Source organism: Streptomyces sp. DH24, assembly GCF_029813775.1.
Classification (GTDB): Bacteria; Actinomycetota; Actinomycetes; order Streptomycetales; family Streptomycetaceae; genus Streptomyces.
Genome location: NZ_JARVKW010000069.1, coordinates 1 through 18,857, shown reverse-complemented (window position 1 = coordinate 18,857; position 18,857 = coordinate 1). Strand labels below are relative to the sequence as shown.

Here is an 18,857-nt window from a genome sequence, read left to right as displayed (position 1 = left end):
CCACGGGCGCGGTGCCGCGCGCGAGCAGCCGCGGTCCCGCCGACACCAGCGCGGCCGGGGCCGCCAGCAGTCCCATGCCCATCAGGCTCCTCATCCTTTCGTCAGCGCTGCCGGCCGGTCGGCCGGTGGTCGTGCCGCGTCAGCTTCCGGTCCTCCCGGTCGTCCGGCCGCGCCGCGCGGTGGTGCCGCTCGCGGCCGACTTGGCCTTGGGGCGGCTGGAACCCGTACTGCTGCTGGTCCTGCTCGACGTCGACTTCGTACGGGACGTGCTCGCGGTCCCGGCCGACTTGCCACGCCCGGTGGACGCCTTGGTGCCGGAGGAGGGCCTGCTGTCCGACGCCTTGGTGCCGGACGACGCCTTGCCACCGGACGCCTTGGTGCCGGACGTGGTCTTGCCGCCCGACGTCTTGGTGCCGGACGTGGTCTTGCCACCGGACGTCTTGGTTCCGGACGAGGCCTTGCCGCCCGACGTCTTGGTGCCGGACGACCTGGTGCCGCCGGAGGACGTGGTGGACCTGGAGGACGTGGTGGACGTGGTGGGCGCCTTGGTACCGGTGGCGGAGGACTTGGTCCCGCCGGACGCCTTCGTGCCGCCTGAGCCGGACGACGTGGTCTTGTCGCCGGTCGCGGACGTGCCGCCGCCCGCCGTCTCCGACTGCCCGCGCCGGGGCTGGGTCAGCCAGGCGACGGCCGCGCCGGTGAGGGCGACGGGCCACTCCACGACGCCCGCGACTCCGAGGACACCGGCGCCGGTGTAGACCGCGATGCGCCGGCCGCGCGGCGACACGGCTCCGACCTTGTCGAGCGCCCCTTCGGCCGCCCTGCCCACCGTTCCCGCGCCCGGCACCTTCCGCAGCGCGGAGGCCGCCGTCAGCAGCGGCGCGGCCGCGGTGCGCAAGGGCGCAGGGAGGGTCGTCGACGACTGCTGCTGCCTTGCCATGACTCACTCACCTCGCGTCCCATCGCTGAGACCTGCCGGGTTCCCGCAATCGCGCAGGTCATCCGCCCGGGCCGAGATCCGTACGGTGACGTCCTCCGGAAGGGGTACGCGGGCCACCCGCCCTCTCTCGGCGGGCACCTCCCGTCACTCCTGCCCCAGGCATGGCGCAGGGAGCGTCCCGTCGGTGGGCGACGGACACGATCCGGCACGCGGCCCCGGCCCGCCGGTGCTCACCGCGGACGCGGGCGCGAGCGAGAGCCGCCGGCGGACTGGATGCCGCGAGCGCACGAGGAGCCGCCGGATGGACCGCGGGCGTGGAAACCTCACGCTCCAGGCCTGCGCCCGGCGACGCCACACACCGGTGACCGGAGGCGACGGCGGCCCCCGGTCACCGGAACGTGCGGGATGCTCAACCGGACGTGCAGGCCGAGCCGTTGAGGGTGAACGCGGTCGGCGCGGCCGGGTTGCCCGTGTGGTTCGCCTGGTAGCCGACGGTGATGCTCGCGCCGGGTGCGACGCGCGCGTTGTACGCGGCGTTCACGGCGGTCACCGCGCCGGAGGACGGCGTGTACGTGGCTCCCCAGCCGCCGGTGAGGCTCTGGCCGGCGGGCAGCACGAAGCCGAGCCGCCAGCCGTCGACCGGGGCCGTGCCGGTGTTGGTGATCGTCACCGAGGCGGTCAGGCCTGTGTTCCAGGTGTTGGTGGCGACGGTCACCTTGCAGGGATCCGGCTGCGGCTGGGGCGTGGGGCCGCCGCCCCCGGCCAGGCCGAAGAAGGTCAGCGCGCGGGCGGCCATGCCGGTCGTGTACAGGTTGTGGCCGACGCCCTGAAGGCTGATTGCCTCGACCGGGGCCCGGTCACCGGTGCCGCCGTAGCGGGTGCGGGTCCAGCCCGGCTGCGGGGTGTCGGTGGCGGCCGGGGTCTGGGAGACGCCGAGGACGTTCGTCCACTGCTTGATCTCCTCGCCGAAGTTCGGGTACCGCAGCGTGTCGTCCTCGGTGCCGTGCCACACCTGCATGCGTGGCCGGGGCCCGCTGTAGCCGGGGTGGGCGCCGCGGACGAGGTCGCCCCAGGCCTGCGGCGTGCGGGTCACGGTGCCGTTGGCGCAGGCGCTGTTCCACTCGGAGCCGTCGGTGGTGGCGAAGCAGCCGAAGGGCACGCCCGCGAAGGCGGCGCCGGCCGCGAAGACGTCCGGGTAGTCGCCGAGCAGCACGTTGGTCATCATCGCGCCGGACGAGATGCCGGTCGCGAAGATCCGCGAGGTGTCGGCGTCGTAGGTGCGTACCACCCAGTCGACCATGGACTTGATGCCGATCGGGTCACTGCCGCCGCCCCGGCGCAGGGCCTGCGGGGAGGAGACGTCGAAGCACTTGCTGGACCGGGTGACCGACGGGTACACGACGACGTAGCCGTGGCGGTCGGCCAGGGAGGCGAACTCGGTGCCGGAGTACATCGCCGGGCCCGATCCCGTGCAGTAGTGCACGGCCACGACGACCGCCGGGTTCGCGGTGACGGAGTCCGGGACGTAGAGGTACATCCGCAGGTTGCTGGGGTTGGTGCCGAAGTCGGTGACCTCGGTGAGCTGGGCCGTCGGCACGGCTTCGGCGCGCGGTGAGGCCGAGGCCGGCGGCGCGGTGAGCACGGTGGTCACGAGTAACGGCACGAGCGCGGCGACGAACGCGAGGACCGCCGAACGCAGCGGTCTCCGCACGGAGTTGAAGGCAGGGTTCGGCACGGGATGGTCCCTTTCCGGTGCGGCTCGGGGGCGTCCGGCCCAGCATCGTGGCATGCGCGCGCCCGCCATGGAAGCGCTCCCACGGACAAAGCGGAGGCCGATCGGCGGCGAGCCGGGAGTGACCGAATGTGTGGTGCGCAAACCGTTGACTAGAAAGCGCTTGCACTCTACGTTCCGTTCAGCAGTGTGACCGACCCCCATACAGTCGGCCTCGCTGTGGAGGCATGACGGCCAACATCATGACGGCTGTCCTCATACATGAACACCGAGGCCCCTCCTGAAGGGACGCAATCCGCATGCGTGCACACCCCCCACGTACTCACGCACGAAGGACCGTACCGATGGTCGCGGCGGCAGCGGCGGCGCTGGTCGCCGCGACCGTTCTCGCCGTCCCGCAGCCGGCCGGCGCGGCCGAGAGTTCGCCGGTCGGCTTCGGCGCCGGCACGACCGGCGGCGGCAGCGCCCCGGCGGTCACCGTCTCCGGCCTCGACGCCTTCAAGGCGGCCGTCGCGGGCAGTTCGGCCAAGGTCGTCAAGGTGAACGGCCTGATCCCGCTGAGCGGTCAGGTCGACGTCGGCTCCAACACCACGGTGCTGGGCGTCGGTTCGTCGTCCGGCTTCACCGGCGGCGGCCTGCGGCTGAAGAACGTGTCCAACGTCGTCATCCGCAACCTGAACATCAGCAAGCCGGTCGCGCCCGCCGACGGCATCACCGTGCAGGCGTCGACCAAGGTGTGGGTGGACCACAACTCCTTCTCGGCCGACCGGAGTCACGGCAAGGACTACTACGACGGTCTACTGGACATCACCCACGGCTCCGACGACGTCACGGTCTCCTGGAACACCTTCAAGGACCACTTCAAGGGCTCGCTCGTCGGCCACAGCGACAGCAACGCCTCGGAGGACACCGGCCACTTGAAGGTGACGTACCACCACAACTCGTTCAGCAACGTGTTCTCGCGCATCCCCAGCCTCCGGTTCGGCACCGGGCACTTCTACAACAACTACGTGTCCGGCGCCGACACCGCCTGCCACTCGCGGATGGGCGCGCAGATGCTGGTCGAGAACAACGTCTTCCGCTCGACGAAGATCGCCGTCACCACGAACCGCAGCAGCGACGTCGACGGATACGCCAACCTGCGCGGCAACGATCTCGGCGGAGCCGCCACCGAGATCTCGCGGGTCGGCACCTTCACCACCCCGCCCTACGGCTACACCGCCGAGCCCGCCTCGTCCGTCGTCGCCTCGGTGACGTCCGGCGCGGGGGCCGGGAAGCTCTGACAACCCCTCACACCACGACAGAAGGAAACGGGACATGACTTCTGCGACACGACCGCGCGCACAGGGCCGCGCACTGACCGGGGCCCTGGCCGCACTCGGCCTCTCGCTTGGCATGATCATGACCAGCGGCGCCCCGTCGGCGAGCGCCGCCACCTGGCCGACCCCGAACGGCAGCCAGGCGGTCTCCTCCACCATCTCGGTGTCCGGCACCAAGGACTACGGGATGCAGCGCCTCTACGGCTCCGGGGACCTCGGCGACGGCGGCCAGGGCGAGGACCAGGGCCCGATCCTCCAGCTGGAGCCGGGCGCCGTCCTGAAGAACGTCATCATCGGCGCCCCCGCCGCCGACGGCGTCCACTGCAAGGGCAGCTGCACCCTGCAGAACGTCTGGTGGGAGGACGTCGGCGAGGACGCGGCGACCTTCCGCGGCTCCTCGTCGTCCAACGTGTACACCGTCACCGGCGGCGGCGCGAAGGAGGCCAGCGACAAGGTGTTCCAGTTCAACGGCGCCGGCACGCTCAACGTGTCGAACTTCGCCGTCAAGAACTTCGGCACCTTCATCCGCTCCTGCGGCAACTGCTCCACGCAGTACAAGCGGACGATCAACCTCAACACCGTCGAGGTCGCCTGGAAGGGCAGCCGGATCGTCGGCATCAACACCAACTACGGCGACAGCGCGACCCTGCGGAACATCACGATCGTCGGGGACAGCGACCGCAAGATCGTGCCGTGCCAGAAGTACATCGGCAACGACGACGGCGACGAGCCGACCCAGAACGGCTCGGGACCCGACGGGACCTACTGCAAGTACTCCTCCTCGGACATCACCTACAAGTAGTCCACCCCCACGGTGAAGGCGGCCGTACGAGACGTCCCCGCAGGGCGTTTCGTACGGCCGCCGCGTCATGCCCGCCCGCCGTCGTCCCGTGCGGTCACGGCGCGCGCCGTCTCGCGCTGGTAGCCGGCGTACGCGGCGCGCAGCGCCGGGCCCGGCCAGCCGGCGGGCAGGAGGGCGGGCGGCAGCACCGGGTCGGCGAGCAGGTGGCGCACGACGGCCGCGAAGGCGGCGAGCCGGGCGGCCGGGCGGTCCTCGCGTGCGACGCGGTCGAGCAGGGCGCGGGCCCTGGCGGACCAGGCGTCGAGCGGCCACAGGTCTGCCGCCGCCTCGGGCGCGGGACGGCCGGGGCAGGCCGTGTAGTGCTCGGCGACCCGGCCGAGGTCGTCGGGCAGCGGGCGGATCAGATTGGCGGGGCGCAGCCAGACGCCTTCGCGGAGTTCGGCGAGCCGCAGGGCGGCCAGCCGGGTGCGCAGCTCGGCCCGTTCGGCGGGGCCGCGGCCGGTCGCGGTGACCACGACCATCTCCCAGTCGCCGTCCCACGCGCGCGTGCGGGGCTCCACGGCCTCGTCCTGGCGGCGCTGGCGCTCAAGGAGGCGGTCACTGAGGCGGTAGCCGGTGTCCGTGCGGCGCAGGTCGCCGGCGGCCACCATCCGGCTGAGCGCGGCGCGCAGGGTGGAGCCGCCGACGTCGAAGCGCTCGACCGCGCGGGTCAGTTCGCGCACCGGCAGTTCGGCGGGGTGTGTGCCCAGCAGCAGGCTGAGCACGACCGACCGCGCGGACAGTGGCCGCAGTTCCAGCTCGCCGGGCCGGTCCGGCACGTTCCTGCGCATGGTCACGTACTGTACGGGTCCGGTTTTCGTGTTGCACTATTGCTGCGACCGCAGGCTGAGTGCAACACTCGCGGCATGGTCCCGACTCCCGCGCAGTTCCCCCGCCCCCGGCACGGGGCGTACGACGAACCGGCCACGCACACCGTGACCAACCAGCCCCCGCCCGCGGCCCCCTACGACGCCTCCGACGACGCGGCCCTGCTGGAAGGGCTGCGGCGGGAGGGCGCCGGCTGGGCCGAGGAGGACGTCAGGCGGCTCGGGAAGCGGGCCGGCGGCGCCGAGGCGCAGGAGTGGGGCGAGCAGGCGAACCGGCACGAGCCCGAACTGCGCACCCACGACCGGTACGGCAACCGCGTCGACGAGGTCGACTTCCACCCGAGCTGGCACCACCTGATGCGCACGGCGGTCGCCGAGGGCCTGGCCGGGGCGCCCTGGGCGGACGACCGTCCCGGGGCCCACGTGGCGCGGACCGCCGGCGGCCTGGTGTGGGGGCACACGGAGGCCGGGCACGGCTGCCCGACGTCCATGACGTACGCCGCCGTTCCCGCGCTGCGCGCCGAGCCGGAGCTCGCGAAGGTCTACGAGCCGCTGCTGACCGGCCGGGAGTACGACCCCGTGCTGAGGGTCCCGACGGAGAAGCGCGGGCTGCTGGCGGGCATGGGAATGACCGAGAAGCAGGGCGGGTCGGACGTCCGGACCAACACGACGACCGCCACGCCCACCGCCGAGCCGGGCGTGTACACGCTGCGCGGGCACAAGTGGTTCACGTCGGCGCCGATGTGCGACCTGTTCCTCGTGCTGGCCCAGACGCCGGGCGGGCTGTCCTGCTTCCTCGTGCCGCGCGTCCTGCCCGACGGCACCCGCAACCCGTTCCGCATCCAGCGGCTGAAGGACAAGCTCGGCAACCGGTCCAACGCCTCCTCCGAGCCCGAGTTCGACGGGACCGTGGCCTGGCTGGTCGGGCCGGAGGGGCAGGGCGTCAAGACGATCATCGAGATGGTCAACTGCACGCGGCTGGACTGCGTCATGTCGTCGGCGACGCTGATGCGCAAGACGCTCGTGGAGGCCGGGCACCATGTGCGGCACCGCAGCGCGTTCGGCGCGCGGCTGATCGACCAGCCCCTGATGCGCAACGTGCTCGCCGACCTGGCGCTGGAGTCCGAGGCCGCGACGACGCTCACGCTGCGGCTGGCCGGCGCGGCCGACCGTGCCGTGCGCGGGGACGCGGGCGAGGCGGCGTTCCGGCGGATCGCGACGGCCGTCGGCAAGTACTGGGTCACCAAGCGGGGCCCGGCCTTCACCGCCGAGGCCCTGGAGTGCCTGGGCGGCAACGGCTACGTGGAGGAGTCGGGCATGCCGCGCCACTACCGGGAGGCGCCGCTGCTGTCGATCTGGGAGGGGTCCGGGAACGTCAACGCGCTGGACGTGCTGCGGGCGCTCGGCCGGGAGCCGGCGGTCGCGGAGGCGCTGTTCGCCGAACTCGCCCTGGCGCGCGGGGCCGACGACCGGCTCGACGCGGCCATGACGCGGCTCAAGGACCGGCTGACCGGTGCGTCGCCGGCCGGCGCCCGGCGGCTGGTGGAGCTGATGGCCCTCACCCTGCAGGCGTCCCTCCTGGTCCGGTACGCGCCGCCCGCCGTCGCCGACGCCTTCTGCGCGACCCGGCTGGGCAGCGACTGGGGGCACTCCTTCGGGACGCTGCCGGACGGCGCCGACCTGACGGCGGTGCTCGACCGCGCGCTGCCGGGCGCCGTCTGACCGGCCGGGCCCGTCCGGCCCGCGACACCCCCTCCGACCTGCGGCGCGGTCCGCTCCGGAGGTGACTGTCAGTGGTGGGGTGCAGACTGGCCCGTGTCCGAGACGAAGGCGTCGAAGGCGACGTCGCGGAGGTGTGTGGCATGACCGAGGTCCTGCTTGCCGTGGGCACGCGCAAAGGTCTGTTCATCGGGCGCCGGCGGGGTGGCGCCTGGGAGTTCGACGAGAGCCCCTACTTCAACGCACAGGCGGTCTACTCGGTCGCCATCGACACCCGCGGCGCCGCGCCGCGGCTGCTGGCCGGGGGTGACAGCACGCACTGGGGCCCGTCGGTGTTCCACTCGGACGACCTGGGCCGGAGCTGGACCGAGCCGTCCCGGCCGGCCGTCAAGTTCCCCAAGGACACGGGCGCTTCGCTGGAGCGGGTGTGGCAGCTGCACCCGGCCGCGGCGGAACCGGACGTGGTGTACGCGGGTACGGAGCCGGCCGCGCTGTACCGCTCCGAGGACCGCGGCGTGACCTTCGAGCTGGTCCGTCCGCTGTGGGAGCACCCCACGCGCTCGAAGTGGGTGCCGGGCGGCGGCGGTGAGGGCCTGCACACGATCCTCACCGACCGGCGCGACCCGGGGGCCGTGACGGTGGCCGTCTCGACCGCGGGCGTGTTCCGCACGACCGACGGCGGCGCGAGCTGGGCGCCGTCCAACTCGGGGGTGTCCGCGGTGTTCCTGCCCGACCCGAACCCGGAGTTCGGTCAGTGCGTGCACAAGGTCGCGCGGGACTCGGCGAACCCCGACCGGCTGTATCTGCAGAACCACTGGGGTGTGTACCGCAGCGACGACTGCGGCGCGCACTGGACGGACATCGGAGAGGGCCTGCCGTCCACGTTCGGTTTCGCCGCGGCGGCCCATCCGCACCGGGGCGACACGGCGTACGTCTTCCCGATCAACGCCGACTCGGACCGGGTGCCGGCCGACCGGCGCTGCCGGGTGTTCCGCACGACCGACGCGGGCAAGTCGTGGGAGCCGCTGACGGCGGGGCTGCCGCAGGGGGACCACTACGGCACGGTGCTGCGGGACGCGCTGTGCACCGACGACGCGGACACGGCGGGCGTGTACTTCGGCAACCGCAACGGCGAGGTGTTCGCCTCCGCCGACGACGGCGACAGCTGGCAGCAGCTCGCCTCGCACCTGCCGGACGTGCTGTGCGTGCGGGCCGCGGTGGTCGGATGAGGGCAGCCGCCCTCGGCAACGGGGGGTCTGCGCACGGGAGTCGGCGACCCGGTCGCCCTCGGCCGGCCCCCGGCCACGGGTTGATCCCCGCCGCCCGTACGGCAGTAGGGTGACGCCCGTGGCACCACGACCCTTGAACGAGATCGTCGAAGAAGGCTGGGCGAAGGCCCTCGAACCCGTCGCCGGGCGCATCGCCGCCATGGGTGACTTCCTGAGGGGTGAGATCGCGGCCGGGCGCACCTATCTGCCGGCCGGGCCGAACGTCCTGCGGGCCTTCCAGCAGCCCTTCGACGACGTACGTGTCCTCATCGTCGGCCAGGATCCGTACCCGACGCCGGGGCACGCGGTGGGGCTGTCCTTCTCGGTCGCGCCCGAGGTGCGGCCGCTGCCCGGCAGCCTCATCAACATCTTCCGGGAGCTGAACAGCGACCTGGGGCTCCCCCAGCCGTCCAACGGTGACCTGACGCCGTGGACGCGGCAGGGCGTGCTGCTGCTCAACAGGGCGCTGACCACGGCGCCGCGCAGTCCCGGCGCGCACCGCGGCAAGGGCTGGGAGGAGGTCACCGAGCAGGCCATCCGCGCGCTGGCCGCCCGGGGCAAGCCGCTGGTGTCCGTCCTGTGGGGCCGCGACGCCCGCAACCTGCGCCCGCTGCTCGGCAGCCTGCCCGCGGTGGAGTCCGCCCACCCCTCCCCCATGTCCGCCGACCGCGGCTTCTTCGGCTCCCGCCCCTTCAGCCGCGCCAACGAACTCCTCGTCCAACAGGGCGCGGAGCCGGTGGACTGGCGTCTGCCGTGACCGGGGAGGCGGCGGGGGCACGGGCGCCGCGGGGCACGGACACCGGGCCTCGTGATCCGGCGTCCGCCGGGGGCGCGGAGCGCGCAGGTACGCCGTCCCGCGCGGCCGGGGGACGGCACGGCCCGGGGGCGTCCGCCGACGGGCAGGGGCCGGGCATCCCGGCTCACCGTCCGGCGTCCGCCGAGGACGCCGGGGGGCTGCCGGATCACGCCCCGCGTCCAGCCGGCGCGCGGGGGTTCGGCGACGCCGTTCCCGGGGCCGGGGCACGGCTCGGCGTGGTCGGTGAGGGCGGGGCGGAGCATCCGGTCGGGTTTCTCGCGGTGGACTCCGGGGGGTCGGGGCTGCGCGTTGTCGTCGGGGTTCCCGGGCGGGGTCCGCTGGCCCGGCGGGAGTCGCGGGAGCCGGTGCGCACCGGAGCCCGGGGGATCGATCCGGATCACCTGCTGGAGCAACTGCTGCCCCTGGCACGGGCATTGGCCCACGAGGCGGGGGTGGCGCGACTGGAGACGGCCGTCGTCGGTGCCGCCGGGCTCGCCACGCTCGGGGACGCGCTGCGCGCCGAGCTGCCGGGCGCGCTCGCGCGGGAGCTGGGGGTGCGGGCGCTGGCTCTCGCCGCCGACGCCGTCACGGCGTACGTCGGCGCGCTCGGTCCACGGCCGGGGGCGGTGGTCGCCGCCGGTACGGGGCTGATCGCCGTCGGCACCGACCTGTCCGTGTGGCGCCGCGCGGACGGCTGGGGGCATCTGCTCGGCGACTGCGGTGGCGGCGCCTGGATCGGCCGGGCCGGTCTGGAGGCCGCGCTGCGCGCCCACGACGGCCGCGAGGGCGGCTCGGCGAGCCTGCTGGCCCGCGCGCAGGAACGCTTCGGGCCGCCGGCCGCGCTGCCCGGCACGCTCTATCCGCGTGCCGACCGGGCCGCCGTGCTCGCCTCCTTCGCGCCCGACGTGGCCGCCTGCGCCGACACCGACCCGGTCGCCGGGGAGATCCTGCGCGCGGCAGCGCGGCACATGGCCGACTCCGCGGCCGCCGTCTGCCCGCCCGAGGGCGAACCTTGGGTCTCGCTCACCGGCGGGCTCCTCAACATGGGCGCCCCGCTCCTCGGACCCTTGGCGGAGGAACTGGCGAAGCGGCTGCCGCACGCGGTGCGGGTCCCGGCCGAGGGGGATCCGCTGCACGGTTCGGTCCGCATCGCGGCCGACCTCGCGACCGGTTCGCTCGCGCTCCCGGCCGACGGCACCATGCTCCACGTCGTGACCGAAACAGGGTGACCGGAAACAGCCGCTGAATCCGGTGGCGCCTGCCCCCTGACTCCGTTCCCAAAACGGGAAAACCCCCCGATCACCGCCGATCACTTGCGCTTCGTACGTTACTCATCCGACAAAACCGGACGGATGCCGCTCACCTGCACCCTCTCCGAACAGGGAAGCCCAGGAAGCAAGTAACATGCGGCGCCATGAGCTCCCCCACTGGGCCCGCGTCCGGCCTGCCAGTACGAATGCCGCGACCCCGCCAGCCCGGGCGGCACCGCCGTCCCGAGCCGCTGGCGGCTCCCGAGGGCGCGCCCGCGCTCGTCCTCGCGGTGCCGGGCACGCCCGGCTCCGCCACGCGCAGCCTCGCCGAGGAGGTCGTGAGCATCGCGCGCTCCGAGCTGCCCGGCCTGGACGCGCGGATCGGGTATCTCGACGGGGACGACAACGAGTTCCCCTCGCTGCAGATCGTGCTCACGTACGCCGCCGAGGAGCGCACCGCGCGCTATGAGCGGGCGCTCGCCACCGGTGCGGACGCCAAGGAGCCCGACGGCCCGGTCGCCGTCGTCGTGCCGCTGCTGGCCGGTCCGGACAGCGCGCTGCTGCGCCGGCTGCGCCAGGCCGTGATGGACAGCCGCGTCGCGGCGGAACTCACCGATGTGCTCGGCCCGCACCCGCTGCTCGCGGAGGCGCTGCACGTCCGGTTGTCCGAGGCCGGTCTGGCCCGCGCCGACCGTGCCCGTCTGTTCACCGTGGCCACCGCCGCCGACGGCATCATCCTCGCCTCTGTGGGCGGCGAGGAGGCCGTGCAGGCGGCCGGCATCACCGGCATGCTGCTGGCCGCGCGCCTCGCCGTTCCGGTCATGGCCGCGGCCCTGGACCAGGAGGGCTCGATCGCGTCCGTCGCCGAGCAGCTGCGGTCCTCGGGCTCCCAGCAGCTGGCGCTGGCCCCCTACCTGATCGGCCCGGAGATCGAGCCGGCCCTGATCGAGGAGGCGGCCAAGGAGGCGGCCTGCCCGGCCGCGGAGCCGCTCGGCCCGTACCCGGCGATCGGCAAGCTGGCCCTGGCCAAGTACACGACGGCGCTGGGCATCACGCCGCAGCAGCCACAGGGCACGCCCGCCCGCTGACGCGCGGCGCGACCCGCCGCGTGACTTGTCGAGGACTCTTGACGTCAAGGGCCCGCTCCAGGCGCAGGAGCGGGCCCTTCTTCCTGTCCGGACGACGCGGCGCAGCGGCCGGTCGGCGGAGCGGACCGGCTCAGTCGAAGACCACGCAGGACGCCGCCGGGACGCGCACCGACCCGGCGCGGCGGGGCACGCCGTCCGCCGGGTCGAGGGCGAACCACGTGACGTCGCCGGAGCGCTCGTTCGCCACGTACAGGACGCCGTTCGACTCGGTGATCGCCCGGGGCCAGTGGCCGCCGCAGGGCACCGTCGCCAGCAGCCGCAGCGCGTCGCCCTCGGCTGCGAGCACGGAGAGCACGTCCTCGCCCCGGGTGGCCGTCCACACGAAACGGCCGTCGGGCGAGACGACGACGCCCGACGGATAGGCGTCGCCGGCGGGAGCGCCGGGCAGCAGCGGGACCTCCGCCAGCGGCTTCAGCGAGCCCTCTGCTGCGTCCCAGCGGCAGACGACGACGGTCGGCGTGAGTTCGTTGACCACGTAGGCGTGCGAGCCGTCCGGGTAGAAGGCCAGGTGCCGGGGGCCCGAGCCGGGGCGCAGGGCGATCTCGCGGTGCAGTTCGAGGCCGGCCGCGGTCAGGGCGCACACGCGGACCGAGTCTGTGCCGAGGTCGACGCTCACGGCCCAGCGCCCGCTGGGGTCGGGCTGGACCTGGTGGGCGTGCGGGCCCTGCTGGCGCGGTGCGCAGGGTCCCGCGCCGGTGTGCTGGAGCACCGCGCTCGGGCCGCCCGCGAGGGTGCCGTCGGGGCGCAGGGGCACGGCGGTGACGCTGCCCGAGCCGTAGTTGGCGGTCAGGACGTGACCGGCGAACACGCTGAGGTGCGTGGGGGCGTCGCCGCCGACGGGCACGGGCGCCCCGGCCGGTTCGGGCGCGTCACCGGTGACGTCGTACGCGGCCACCTTGCCGTCGGCGGTCTCGCTGACCGCGTACAGGGTGCGCCCGTCCGGCGCGAGGGCCAGGTACGCGGGGTCGGGAACGCCGTTCAGGCTGCTGAGGACCGTGAGCGCGCCGTCGGCGGCCACGGCCGCCGTGACGATGCCGGGGCCGCCGGCCGCCGTGAACGACCCGATGAACGCCCGTTGCCGCCGACCGCCGTGTGCCACCGCTGTCCCCTCTCGTCCTGTGCCGTCCGGGGTGACGGTAGCAGCCGATCAGAGGAGGTCTAGACCAAATGAGTGATCCGGTGCCCGGCCGCACCATGACCACCAGGCAGGTCTCGGGAGCGGGCGGGGGCGCCGGACCGGCACGGGTGCGTCCCGCGGCGGCGCCGGCGGCCCGGGGCCGGGCACCTCTCAGGCGCGCGCCAGCGGTGACTTCGACGGGGTGCGCAGCGGAGTCGCGAGTTCCGACAGGGCGCGTTCCAGGCCGTGCAGATGGGCGAGGGCCGGTTCCGCGGCGGGCGTTCGGGGCTCGGCGGGCGCGAGTGTGGTGGCTCCGCCGCCGGTCAGCGCCTCGACCGCCGCCTCGACCCGCCAGCAGGCCGCGGCCAGCCGGGCGTCGTGGGAGGCCTCGGGGTCGGCGGCGACGGCGACCAGGCCGCGCACCTCGCGCGCGCAGTCGTCGAGCAGGTCGAGCACCCGTCGGGCCCGCGCCTTGCGGCCGAGCATCGGGTTGAGCGGGTGGACCAGCGGCGCGACCGACAGGCGCACCCGGCCGAGCAACTGCTCCAGCTCGGCGACGCGCGGTGCCGGGTCGGCGTGCGCGTCGCCCGCGAGTCGTGCGGCGGTCTCGGCGGTGCAGGCGTGGACGCAGCGCAGCGCCCGCTGGATCCAGGCGTCCGTGACGGCGTGCGTGGTGACGGGCAGCACGAACAGCACGGCGAGTGCCGCGCCGAGCGCGCCCACGCCGGTCTCCACGAGGCGCAGGGCGAGCAGCGCGGGTTCGAGGACGCCGAGGAGGCCGTAGAGCAGTTCGGCGAGCAGGGTCACCCAGAGCATCATCCAGGTGTAGGAGACGGCGGCCGTGTAGAAGATCCCGAAGACGCAGACGGCGGTGAGCAGGGCCGTGGGCACCGGCGCGCCGTCCACCGGGAGCGCGACGAGCACGCCGAGGCCGATGCCGATGACCGTGCCGAGGACGCGCCGGAAGCCGCGTACCAGGGTCTCGCCGCGCGAGGTGGTGTTGACGAAGATCCACCAGGTGGCGCCGATCGCCCAGTACCAGCGCTGCCCGGACACCAGCTGGCCCACCACGAGGGCGAAGCCGGCGCCGGCGGTCGCCTGGACGGCCTGCCGGGTGGTCACACGGGCCAGGCCGGTGCCGCCGGGCGGGGCGGGCAGGGGAGCCGGGGGCAGCCGGCGCTCGTAGCACCAGACGCCGAAGCGGACCACGGCCGCGGACAGCACGGACAGGACGACGGAGCCGCACAGTTCGGGGAGCCGGCCGGGGGTGGCGTGCAGGAACTGCGCCACGAAGAAGGTCATGAACGCGAACACGCCGAGGCTGTGCCCGCGCGGCCCCCAGCGGCGGGCGTAGACACCCGCGCCGACGATCGCGAGGAAGGTCAGGTCGCGTGCGACGGGCTGGTCGTGCAGTTCCGCGGCGACGGCCAGGACCGGCAGCCCGACGGCCGGCAGCAGCGCGGTGGTGACCGCCTGCCCGCGGACCGTGGCGTCGGTGACGGTGAACAGGGCGAGCAGCGCGGCGAGCCCGCCGGTGACGGCGCCCGCGAGGGAGTGTCCGGCGAGGCCGCAGACCACGACGGCGAGCCCGATGCCGAGGACGGCCCGGGCCGCGAACCGCAGTCGGGTCCGCCCGGGGTCCGGAGCGACGAACACCCTCTTCAGCACTGACTACCGCCCCCTTCGGACACGTCCACGAAACCGATGTACAGGCCATGGATACCCGCACGAAAAGGGCGCCGCGGGATCCGCAGCGCCATCGACGCGTCCATCTCAGCATCCTTTCCGCCCCTGGCTCAACTCGCTCCATTTTCGCTGGGCCATTGGCACAGCCCGGACGGCACTGGGGCAGCCAGTCGCGAGCCATCGGTTCACGGGTCGGTGGCTCTGCCGGGGCGAGTACCGGAGGGCCATTGGTACAGTCGATGATGATCACCTAGGCAGGAGGAGGGCGGTCACCATGGCCGTCGACGAGCTCGACACCCGCATCCTGCGGCTCCTGCTGGAGCAGCCCCGGACCAGCGTGCGGGAGTACGCCCGCATCCTCGGAGTGGCGCGCGGCACGCTCCAGGCCCGCCTGGACCGGCTGGAACGGGACGGCGTCATCACCGGCACGGCCCCCGACCTCTCCCCCGCCGCACTCGGCCACCCGGTGCTGGCGTTCGTGCACATCGAGGTCACCCAAGGACACCTGGACGACGTCGGCGACGCGCTCGCCGAGGTGCCCGAGATCGTGGAGGCCTTCTCGATCACCGGCGGCGGGGATCTGCTCACCCGGGTCGTGGCGCGGGACAACGCCCACCTGGAGGACGTGATCCAGAAGCTGATCAGCCTGCCGGGCGTGGTCCGCACCCGCACGGAGGTCGCGCTGCGCGAACGCGTCCCGCACCGGCTGCTGCCGCTGGTGGAGTCGATCGGGCGCGCGGCCCGGACCTGACCGCCGGTGCGCCGTCCGGGCCCGAACCGGCGTTTGCCATCCTGGACGCCATGAGCACACTCGGCGCGACCGCGGTCGTCTTCGATCTCGACGGAACGCTGGTGGACAGCGAACCGAACTACTACGAGGCGGGCCGGCGGGTCCTCGCCGAGCACGGCGTCCCGGACTTCACGTGGGCGGACCACGAGCGGTACGTCGGGATCAGCACCCAGGACACGGTGGCGCTCTGGAAGGAGCGGTACGGGCTGCGGGCCCCGGTCGAGGAACTGCTCGCCGACAAGAACCGCCGCTATCTCGCGCTGGCCCGGGCGGGCACGCGCGTGTACCCCGAGATGCGCGCGTTCGTCGGGCTGCTCGCGGCGGAGGGCGTTCCCATGGCGGTGGCCTCCGGCTCGTCCCCCGAGGCGATCGAGGCGATCCTCGCCGGGACCGGTCTGGACGCGCACCTGCGGACGGTCGTCTCGGCCGACGAGGTGCCGCGCGGCAAGCCCGCCCCCGACGTGTTCCTGGCGGCGGCCCGGCGGCTCGGCGCCGACCCCGCCGACTGCGTGGTCCTGGAGGACGCCGCTCCCGGCGTCGTCGCGGCACACGCGGCCGGGATGCGGTGCATCGCGCTGCCCTACGTCGCGGCCCAGGCGGACGCGCCGGAGTTCGCCACCGCCGGTCTGCTGCTGCGCGGCGGACAGCGGGAGTTCACGGCCCGGGCCGCCTTCGACTGGCTCGCACGGTCGACGCCGGGGGCGTGAGAGGGCTCGACCGCCGGCGCCGGGGGCGTGAGAGAGCCCGACCGCCGACGCCGGGGGCGTGAGAGAGCCCGACCGCCGACGCCGGGGGCGTGAGAGAGCCCGACCGCCGGCGCCGGGCGCCCGAGACGTCCGCCGGGCCCCCACTGCCGCCCGACCGTCCGCGCCGGACGCTCACTACCGGCCACCGTCGCGCCGGGCGCCCAAGGCGGTCCGCGCCTGACGCCCGCCGCCGCCCGACCGTCCGCGCCGGACGCTCACTGCCGGCCACCGTCGCGCCGGACCCCCGAGACGGCTTCGCCGTACACGCCGCCCATCTGCGCACCCACGCACCGAAGACGGCCACCGGTCCACGCCGGACCGCCCGACACTCCCCCGCCGGGCCACCGTGAGGCACCGCCCACGGTCGGCCCGGGTCCCGCGGTCCCTACTCCTCGTCCGCGCCCAGCAACCGCAGGTACAGTGCCGTCGCGTCGCGGACGCACTCCTCGTAGGTGTCCGGCCGCTCGGCGGTCTGCCGGGCGAACTCGACGCACAGCGCACCGACCGCCCGCGCCACGGCGAGCGGGTCGGCGGCCGGGCGGACGCGGCCCTCGGCGGCCAGGCGGCGGATGTAGCGGGCGTGCCGGTGCACCGGCCGCTCGCGGATCTCCTGCCACAGCTCCCGCAGCCCGGCGTCGGTGCGCGCCTGCTGCTCCAGCAGCCCCAGCAGCGGCAGGTGGCGCGCGTACGCGGCGACGAACGCGCCGACGGACGCCTCGGCGACGGCACGGACGTCGTCGGTGTCGACGCCCGGCACGTCCTGCGCGGTGAGGAACGCGTCCCGGACGCGCGCCGCGAGGACGCGGAAGATCTCTTCCTTGGACGCGAAGTACACGTAGAAACCCGCCCGGGACACCCGCGCCTCGGCGGTGATGTCGGCGACGGTCGCCGGGCCGTGGCCGAGCCGGGCGAAGACGGCCTCGGCGGCGTCCAGGAGCCGGGCGCGGGCGGGTGCCTCGCTGCGGTCGCGGGCGGTGCGGACGGACCAGGCGTGGGGTGAGCGTGCCACGCGGCCAGCGTATTGACGTTGACGTCAATGTCAACCAGCATGACCGGGCCGAGCGTTGACGTCCTGGAGGGCTCCATGGGTTCTGCCGCCGTGCTGGTCGCCAACCGCGGGGAGATCGCCGTACGCGTGCTGCGGTCGGCGTCGGAGGCCGGGCTGCGCACGGTCGCGGTGTGGGCCGGGGACGACGACGCGCACGTGCGCGCGGCCGACGAGGCGGTGCGGGTCGGTGACTATCTGGACGCGGAGGCCCTGCTCGCCGCCGCGGAGCGCACGGGCTGCGGTCTGCTGCACCCGGGGTACGGGTTCCTGAGCGAGGACGCGGGGTTCGCGCGGCGCTGCGCCGCCGCCGGGGTCGGCTTCGTCGGGCCCTCCCCCGAGGTGCTGGAGGTCTTCGGGGACAAGGCGCGGGCGCGCGGACTCGCGGCCTCGATGGGTGTTCCGGTGCTCACCGGGAGCCCCGGGGGCGTCGGGCCGCGGGAGGCGCGGGAGCTGCTCGCCGACGGGCCCGTGATGATCAAGGCGGTCGGCGGGGGCGGCGGGCGCGGCATGCGGGTGGTGCGGCGCGTCGAGGACCTGGCGGAGGCCTGGGAGCGGTGCCGTTCGGAGGCCGAGGCGGGTTTCGGGCGCGGCGAGTTGTACGTGGAGCGGCTGCTGGAGGGCGCCCGGCACGTGGAGGTGCAGGTCGTCGGGGACGCGACGGGGGCCGTGACGCATCTGTGGGACCGGGACTGCAGCGCGCAGCGGCGGCACCAGAAGCTGATCGAGATCGCCCCGGCGCCCGGACTGCCCGCCGGTGTGCGGGAGAAGCTGCTCGACAGCGCGCTGCGCATGGCACGGGCCGCGCGCTGTACGAGCCTGGTCACCTTCGAGTTCCTGGTCAGGGGCGAGGAGTTCCACTTCATCGAGGCCAATCCCCGGCTCCAGGTGGAGCACACGGTCACCGAGGAGGTCACCGGCGTCGATCTGGTCGCCGCGCAGTTGTGGCTGGCGGGCGGTGGGACGCTGGCCGGGCTGGGGCTGGCGGGCGGGCCGGCGGAGCCTCGCGGGTTCGCCGTGCAGGCGCGTGTCAACGCCGAGGTCACGGGCGCGGACGGCGGGGTGCGTCCGTCGGCGGGCCGGATCACGCGGTTCGACGTGCCGACGGGTCCGGGCGTCCGGGTCGACACGGCGGTGCGGGCGGGCGTCGAGGTGGGGACGCGTTACGACCCGCTGCTCGCGAAGGTGATCGCGCACGTTCCGCACGGCGAGGTGGGCGCGGCCTGCGCGCGGGCCCGCCGGGCGCTGGGCGAGTTCGCCGTGGAGGGCGTACGGACGGGCATTGCGCTGGTGCGGGACGTCCTCGCGCGGCCGGACTTCTGGGCGCGGCCGGGCGTGGTGGAGGAGGCGGCCCGGGCCGTCGCCGACGCGGCCCCGCCGGCCGGGGACGGGGCCGGTGAGGGTGTGGTGGTGGCGCCGATGAGCGGGACGGTCGTGGCCGTCGGCGTGTCGCCCGGTGACGTGGTGCGCGCCGGGCGGCAGTTGCTGGTGGTCGAGGCCATGAAGATGGAGCACGTGGTGCGGGCGCCCGGTTCCGGGGTCGTGGACGCGGTGCACGCCCGCGTGGGCGAGACGGTCGGCGAGGGCGCCGTGTTGGTCACCTTGGCCGGGGTGACCGAGGAGGGGGCGGGCG

At 74.4% G+C, this 18,857-nt stretch carries 16 protein-coding genes; 10 read left to right on the top strand and 6 right to left on the bottom strand.

Annotated elements, in window-relative coordinates; translation table 11 throughout:
- Positions 1-139 precede the first annotated feature (139 nt).
- Both QC282_RS32375 and QC282_RS31170 read right to left on the bottom strand, forming a co-directional pair.
- Entirely contained in the window at positions 140-940 is an 801-nt protein-coding gene (locus QC282_RS32375) for a hypothetical protein (RefSeq protein ID WP_336621097.1), read from the bottom strand.
- A gap of 409 nt (positions 941-1,349) precedes the next feature.
- Positions 1,350-2,675 carry a PHB depolymerase family esterase gene (locus QC282_RS31170; RefSeq protein ID WP_279552953.1) on the bottom strand — a complete coding sequence of 442 codons (1,326 nt, stop codon included), beginning with the start codon at positions 2,673-2,675 and terminating at the stop codon, positions 1,350-1,352.
- A 296-nt stretch (positions 2,676-2,971) separates the two neighbouring features.
- Between QC282_RS31170 and QC282_RS31165 the strand changes: the two genes are divergently transcribed.
- Positions 2,972-3,955 carry a polysaccharide lyase family 1 protein gene (locus QC282_RS31165; protein WP_279552952.1) on the top strand — a complete coding sequence of 328 codons (984 nt, stop codon included), beginning with the start codon at positions 2,972-2,974 and terminating at the stop codon, positions 3,953-3,955.
- Positions 3,956-3,989: 34 nt separating this feature from the next.
- Positions 3,990-4,793 (top strand): pectate lyase, encoded by an 804-nt coding sequence (locus QC282_RS31160; protein ID WP_279552951.1) that lies wholly within the window; start codon positions 3,990-3,992, stop codon positions 4,791-4,793.
- A 65-nt stretch (positions 4,794-4,858) separates the two neighbouring features.
- Here the strand turns inward: QC282_RS31160 and QC282_RS31155 are convergent, their stop codons facing one another.
- Positions 4,859-5,623, bottom strand: a complete 765-nt coding sequence (locus QC282_RS31155; protein WP_279552950.1) for a PaaX family transcriptional regulator C-terminal domain-containing protein — start codon at positions 5,621-5,623, stop codon at positions 4,859-4,861.
- Positions 5,624-5,698: 75 nt separating this feature from the next.
- On the opposite strand from QC282_RS31155, the gene QC282_RS31150 reads away from it, so the two are divergent.
- From QC282_RS31150 to QC282_RS31130, 5 genes are all read left to right on the top strand, one after another.
- On the top strand, positions 5,699-7,381 hold the full coding sequence (locus QC282_RS31150; protein ID WP_279552949.1) for a DNA alkylation response protein: 1,683 nt from the start codon (positions 5,699-5,701) through the stop codon (positions 7,379-7,381).
- A gap of 71 nt (positions 7,382-7,452) precedes the next feature.
- Complete coding sequence (locus tag QC282_RS31145; protein ID WP_279552948.1) at positions 7,453-8,607, top strand: exo-alpha-sialidase; 1,155 nt, start codon at positions 7,453-7,455, stop codon at positions 8,605-8,607.
- Between the two features lie 118 nt (positions 8,608-8,725).
- Positions 8,726-9,403 carry a uracil-DNA glycosylase gene (locus QC282_RS31140; RefSeq protein ID WP_279552947.1) on the top strand — a complete coding sequence of 226 codons (678 nt, stop codon included), beginning with the start codon at positions 8,726-8,728 and terminating at the stop codon, positions 9,401-9,403.
- Positions 9,404-9,678: 275 nt separating this feature from the next.
- Positions 9,679-10,671 carry an N-acetylglucosamine kinase gene (locus QC282_RS31135; RefSeq protein WP_279552946.1) on the top strand — a complete coding sequence of 331 codons (993 nt, stop codon included), beginning with the start codon at positions 9,679-9,681 and terminating at the stop codon, positions 10,669-10,671.
- A 185-nt stretch (positions 10,672-10,856) separates the two neighbouring features.
- Positions 10,857-11,780 (top strand): hypothetical protein, encoded by a 924-nt coding sequence (locus QC282_RS31130; RefSeq protein ID WP_279552945.1) that lies wholly within the window; start codon positions 10,857-10,859, stop codon positions 11,778-11,780.
- A gap of 130 nt (positions 11,781-11,910) precedes the next feature.
- On the opposite strand, the gene QC282_RS31125 is transcribed toward QC282_RS31130, so the two are convergent.
- A complete protein-coding gene (locus QC282_RS31125; RefSeq protein WP_279552944.1) occupies positions 11,911-12,939 on the bottom strand; it encodes a lactonase family protein in 1,029 nt (342 codons plus the stop codon).
- Between the two features lie 189 nt (positions 12,940-13,128).
- Entirely contained in the window at positions 13,129-14,625 is a 1,497-nt protein-coding gene (locus QC282_RS31120) for an FUSC family protein (RefSeq protein ID WP_279552943.1), read from the bottom strand.
- Between the two features lie 292 nt (positions 14,626-14,917).
- Between QC282_RS31120 and QC282_RS31115 the strand changes: the two genes are divergently transcribed.
- Positions 14,918-15,394: an Lrp/AsnC family transcriptional regulator gene (locus QC282_RS31115; protein ID WP_279552942.1), complete on the top strand. Its 477-nt coding sequence runs from the start codon at positions 14,918-14,920 to the stop codon at positions 15,392-15,394.
- A gap of 50 nt (positions 15,395-15,444) precedes the next feature.
- Positions 15,445-16,140, top strand: a complete 696-nt coding sequence (locus QC282_RS31110) for an HAD family phosphatase (protein ID WP_279552941.1) — start codon at positions 15,445-15,447, stop codon at positions 16,138-16,140.
- Positions 16,141-16,564: 424 nt separating this feature from the next.
- On the opposite strand, the gene QC282_RS31105 is transcribed toward QC282_RS31110, so the two are convergent.
- Complete coding sequence (locus QC282_RS31105; protein ID WP_279552940.1) at positions 16,565-17,188, bottom strand: helix-turn-helix domain containing protein; 624 nt, start codon at positions 17,186-17,188, stop codon at positions 16,565-16,567.
- A 27-nt stretch (positions 17,189-17,215) separates the two neighbouring features.
- Between QC282_RS31105 and QC282_RS31100 the strand changes: the two genes are divergently transcribed.
- Positions 17,216-18,857, top strand: a 1,642-nt coding sequence (locus QC282_RS31100) for a biotin carboxylase N-terminal domain-containing protein (RefSeq protein WP_279552939.1), incomplete at its 3' end; no start/stop codon positions are given.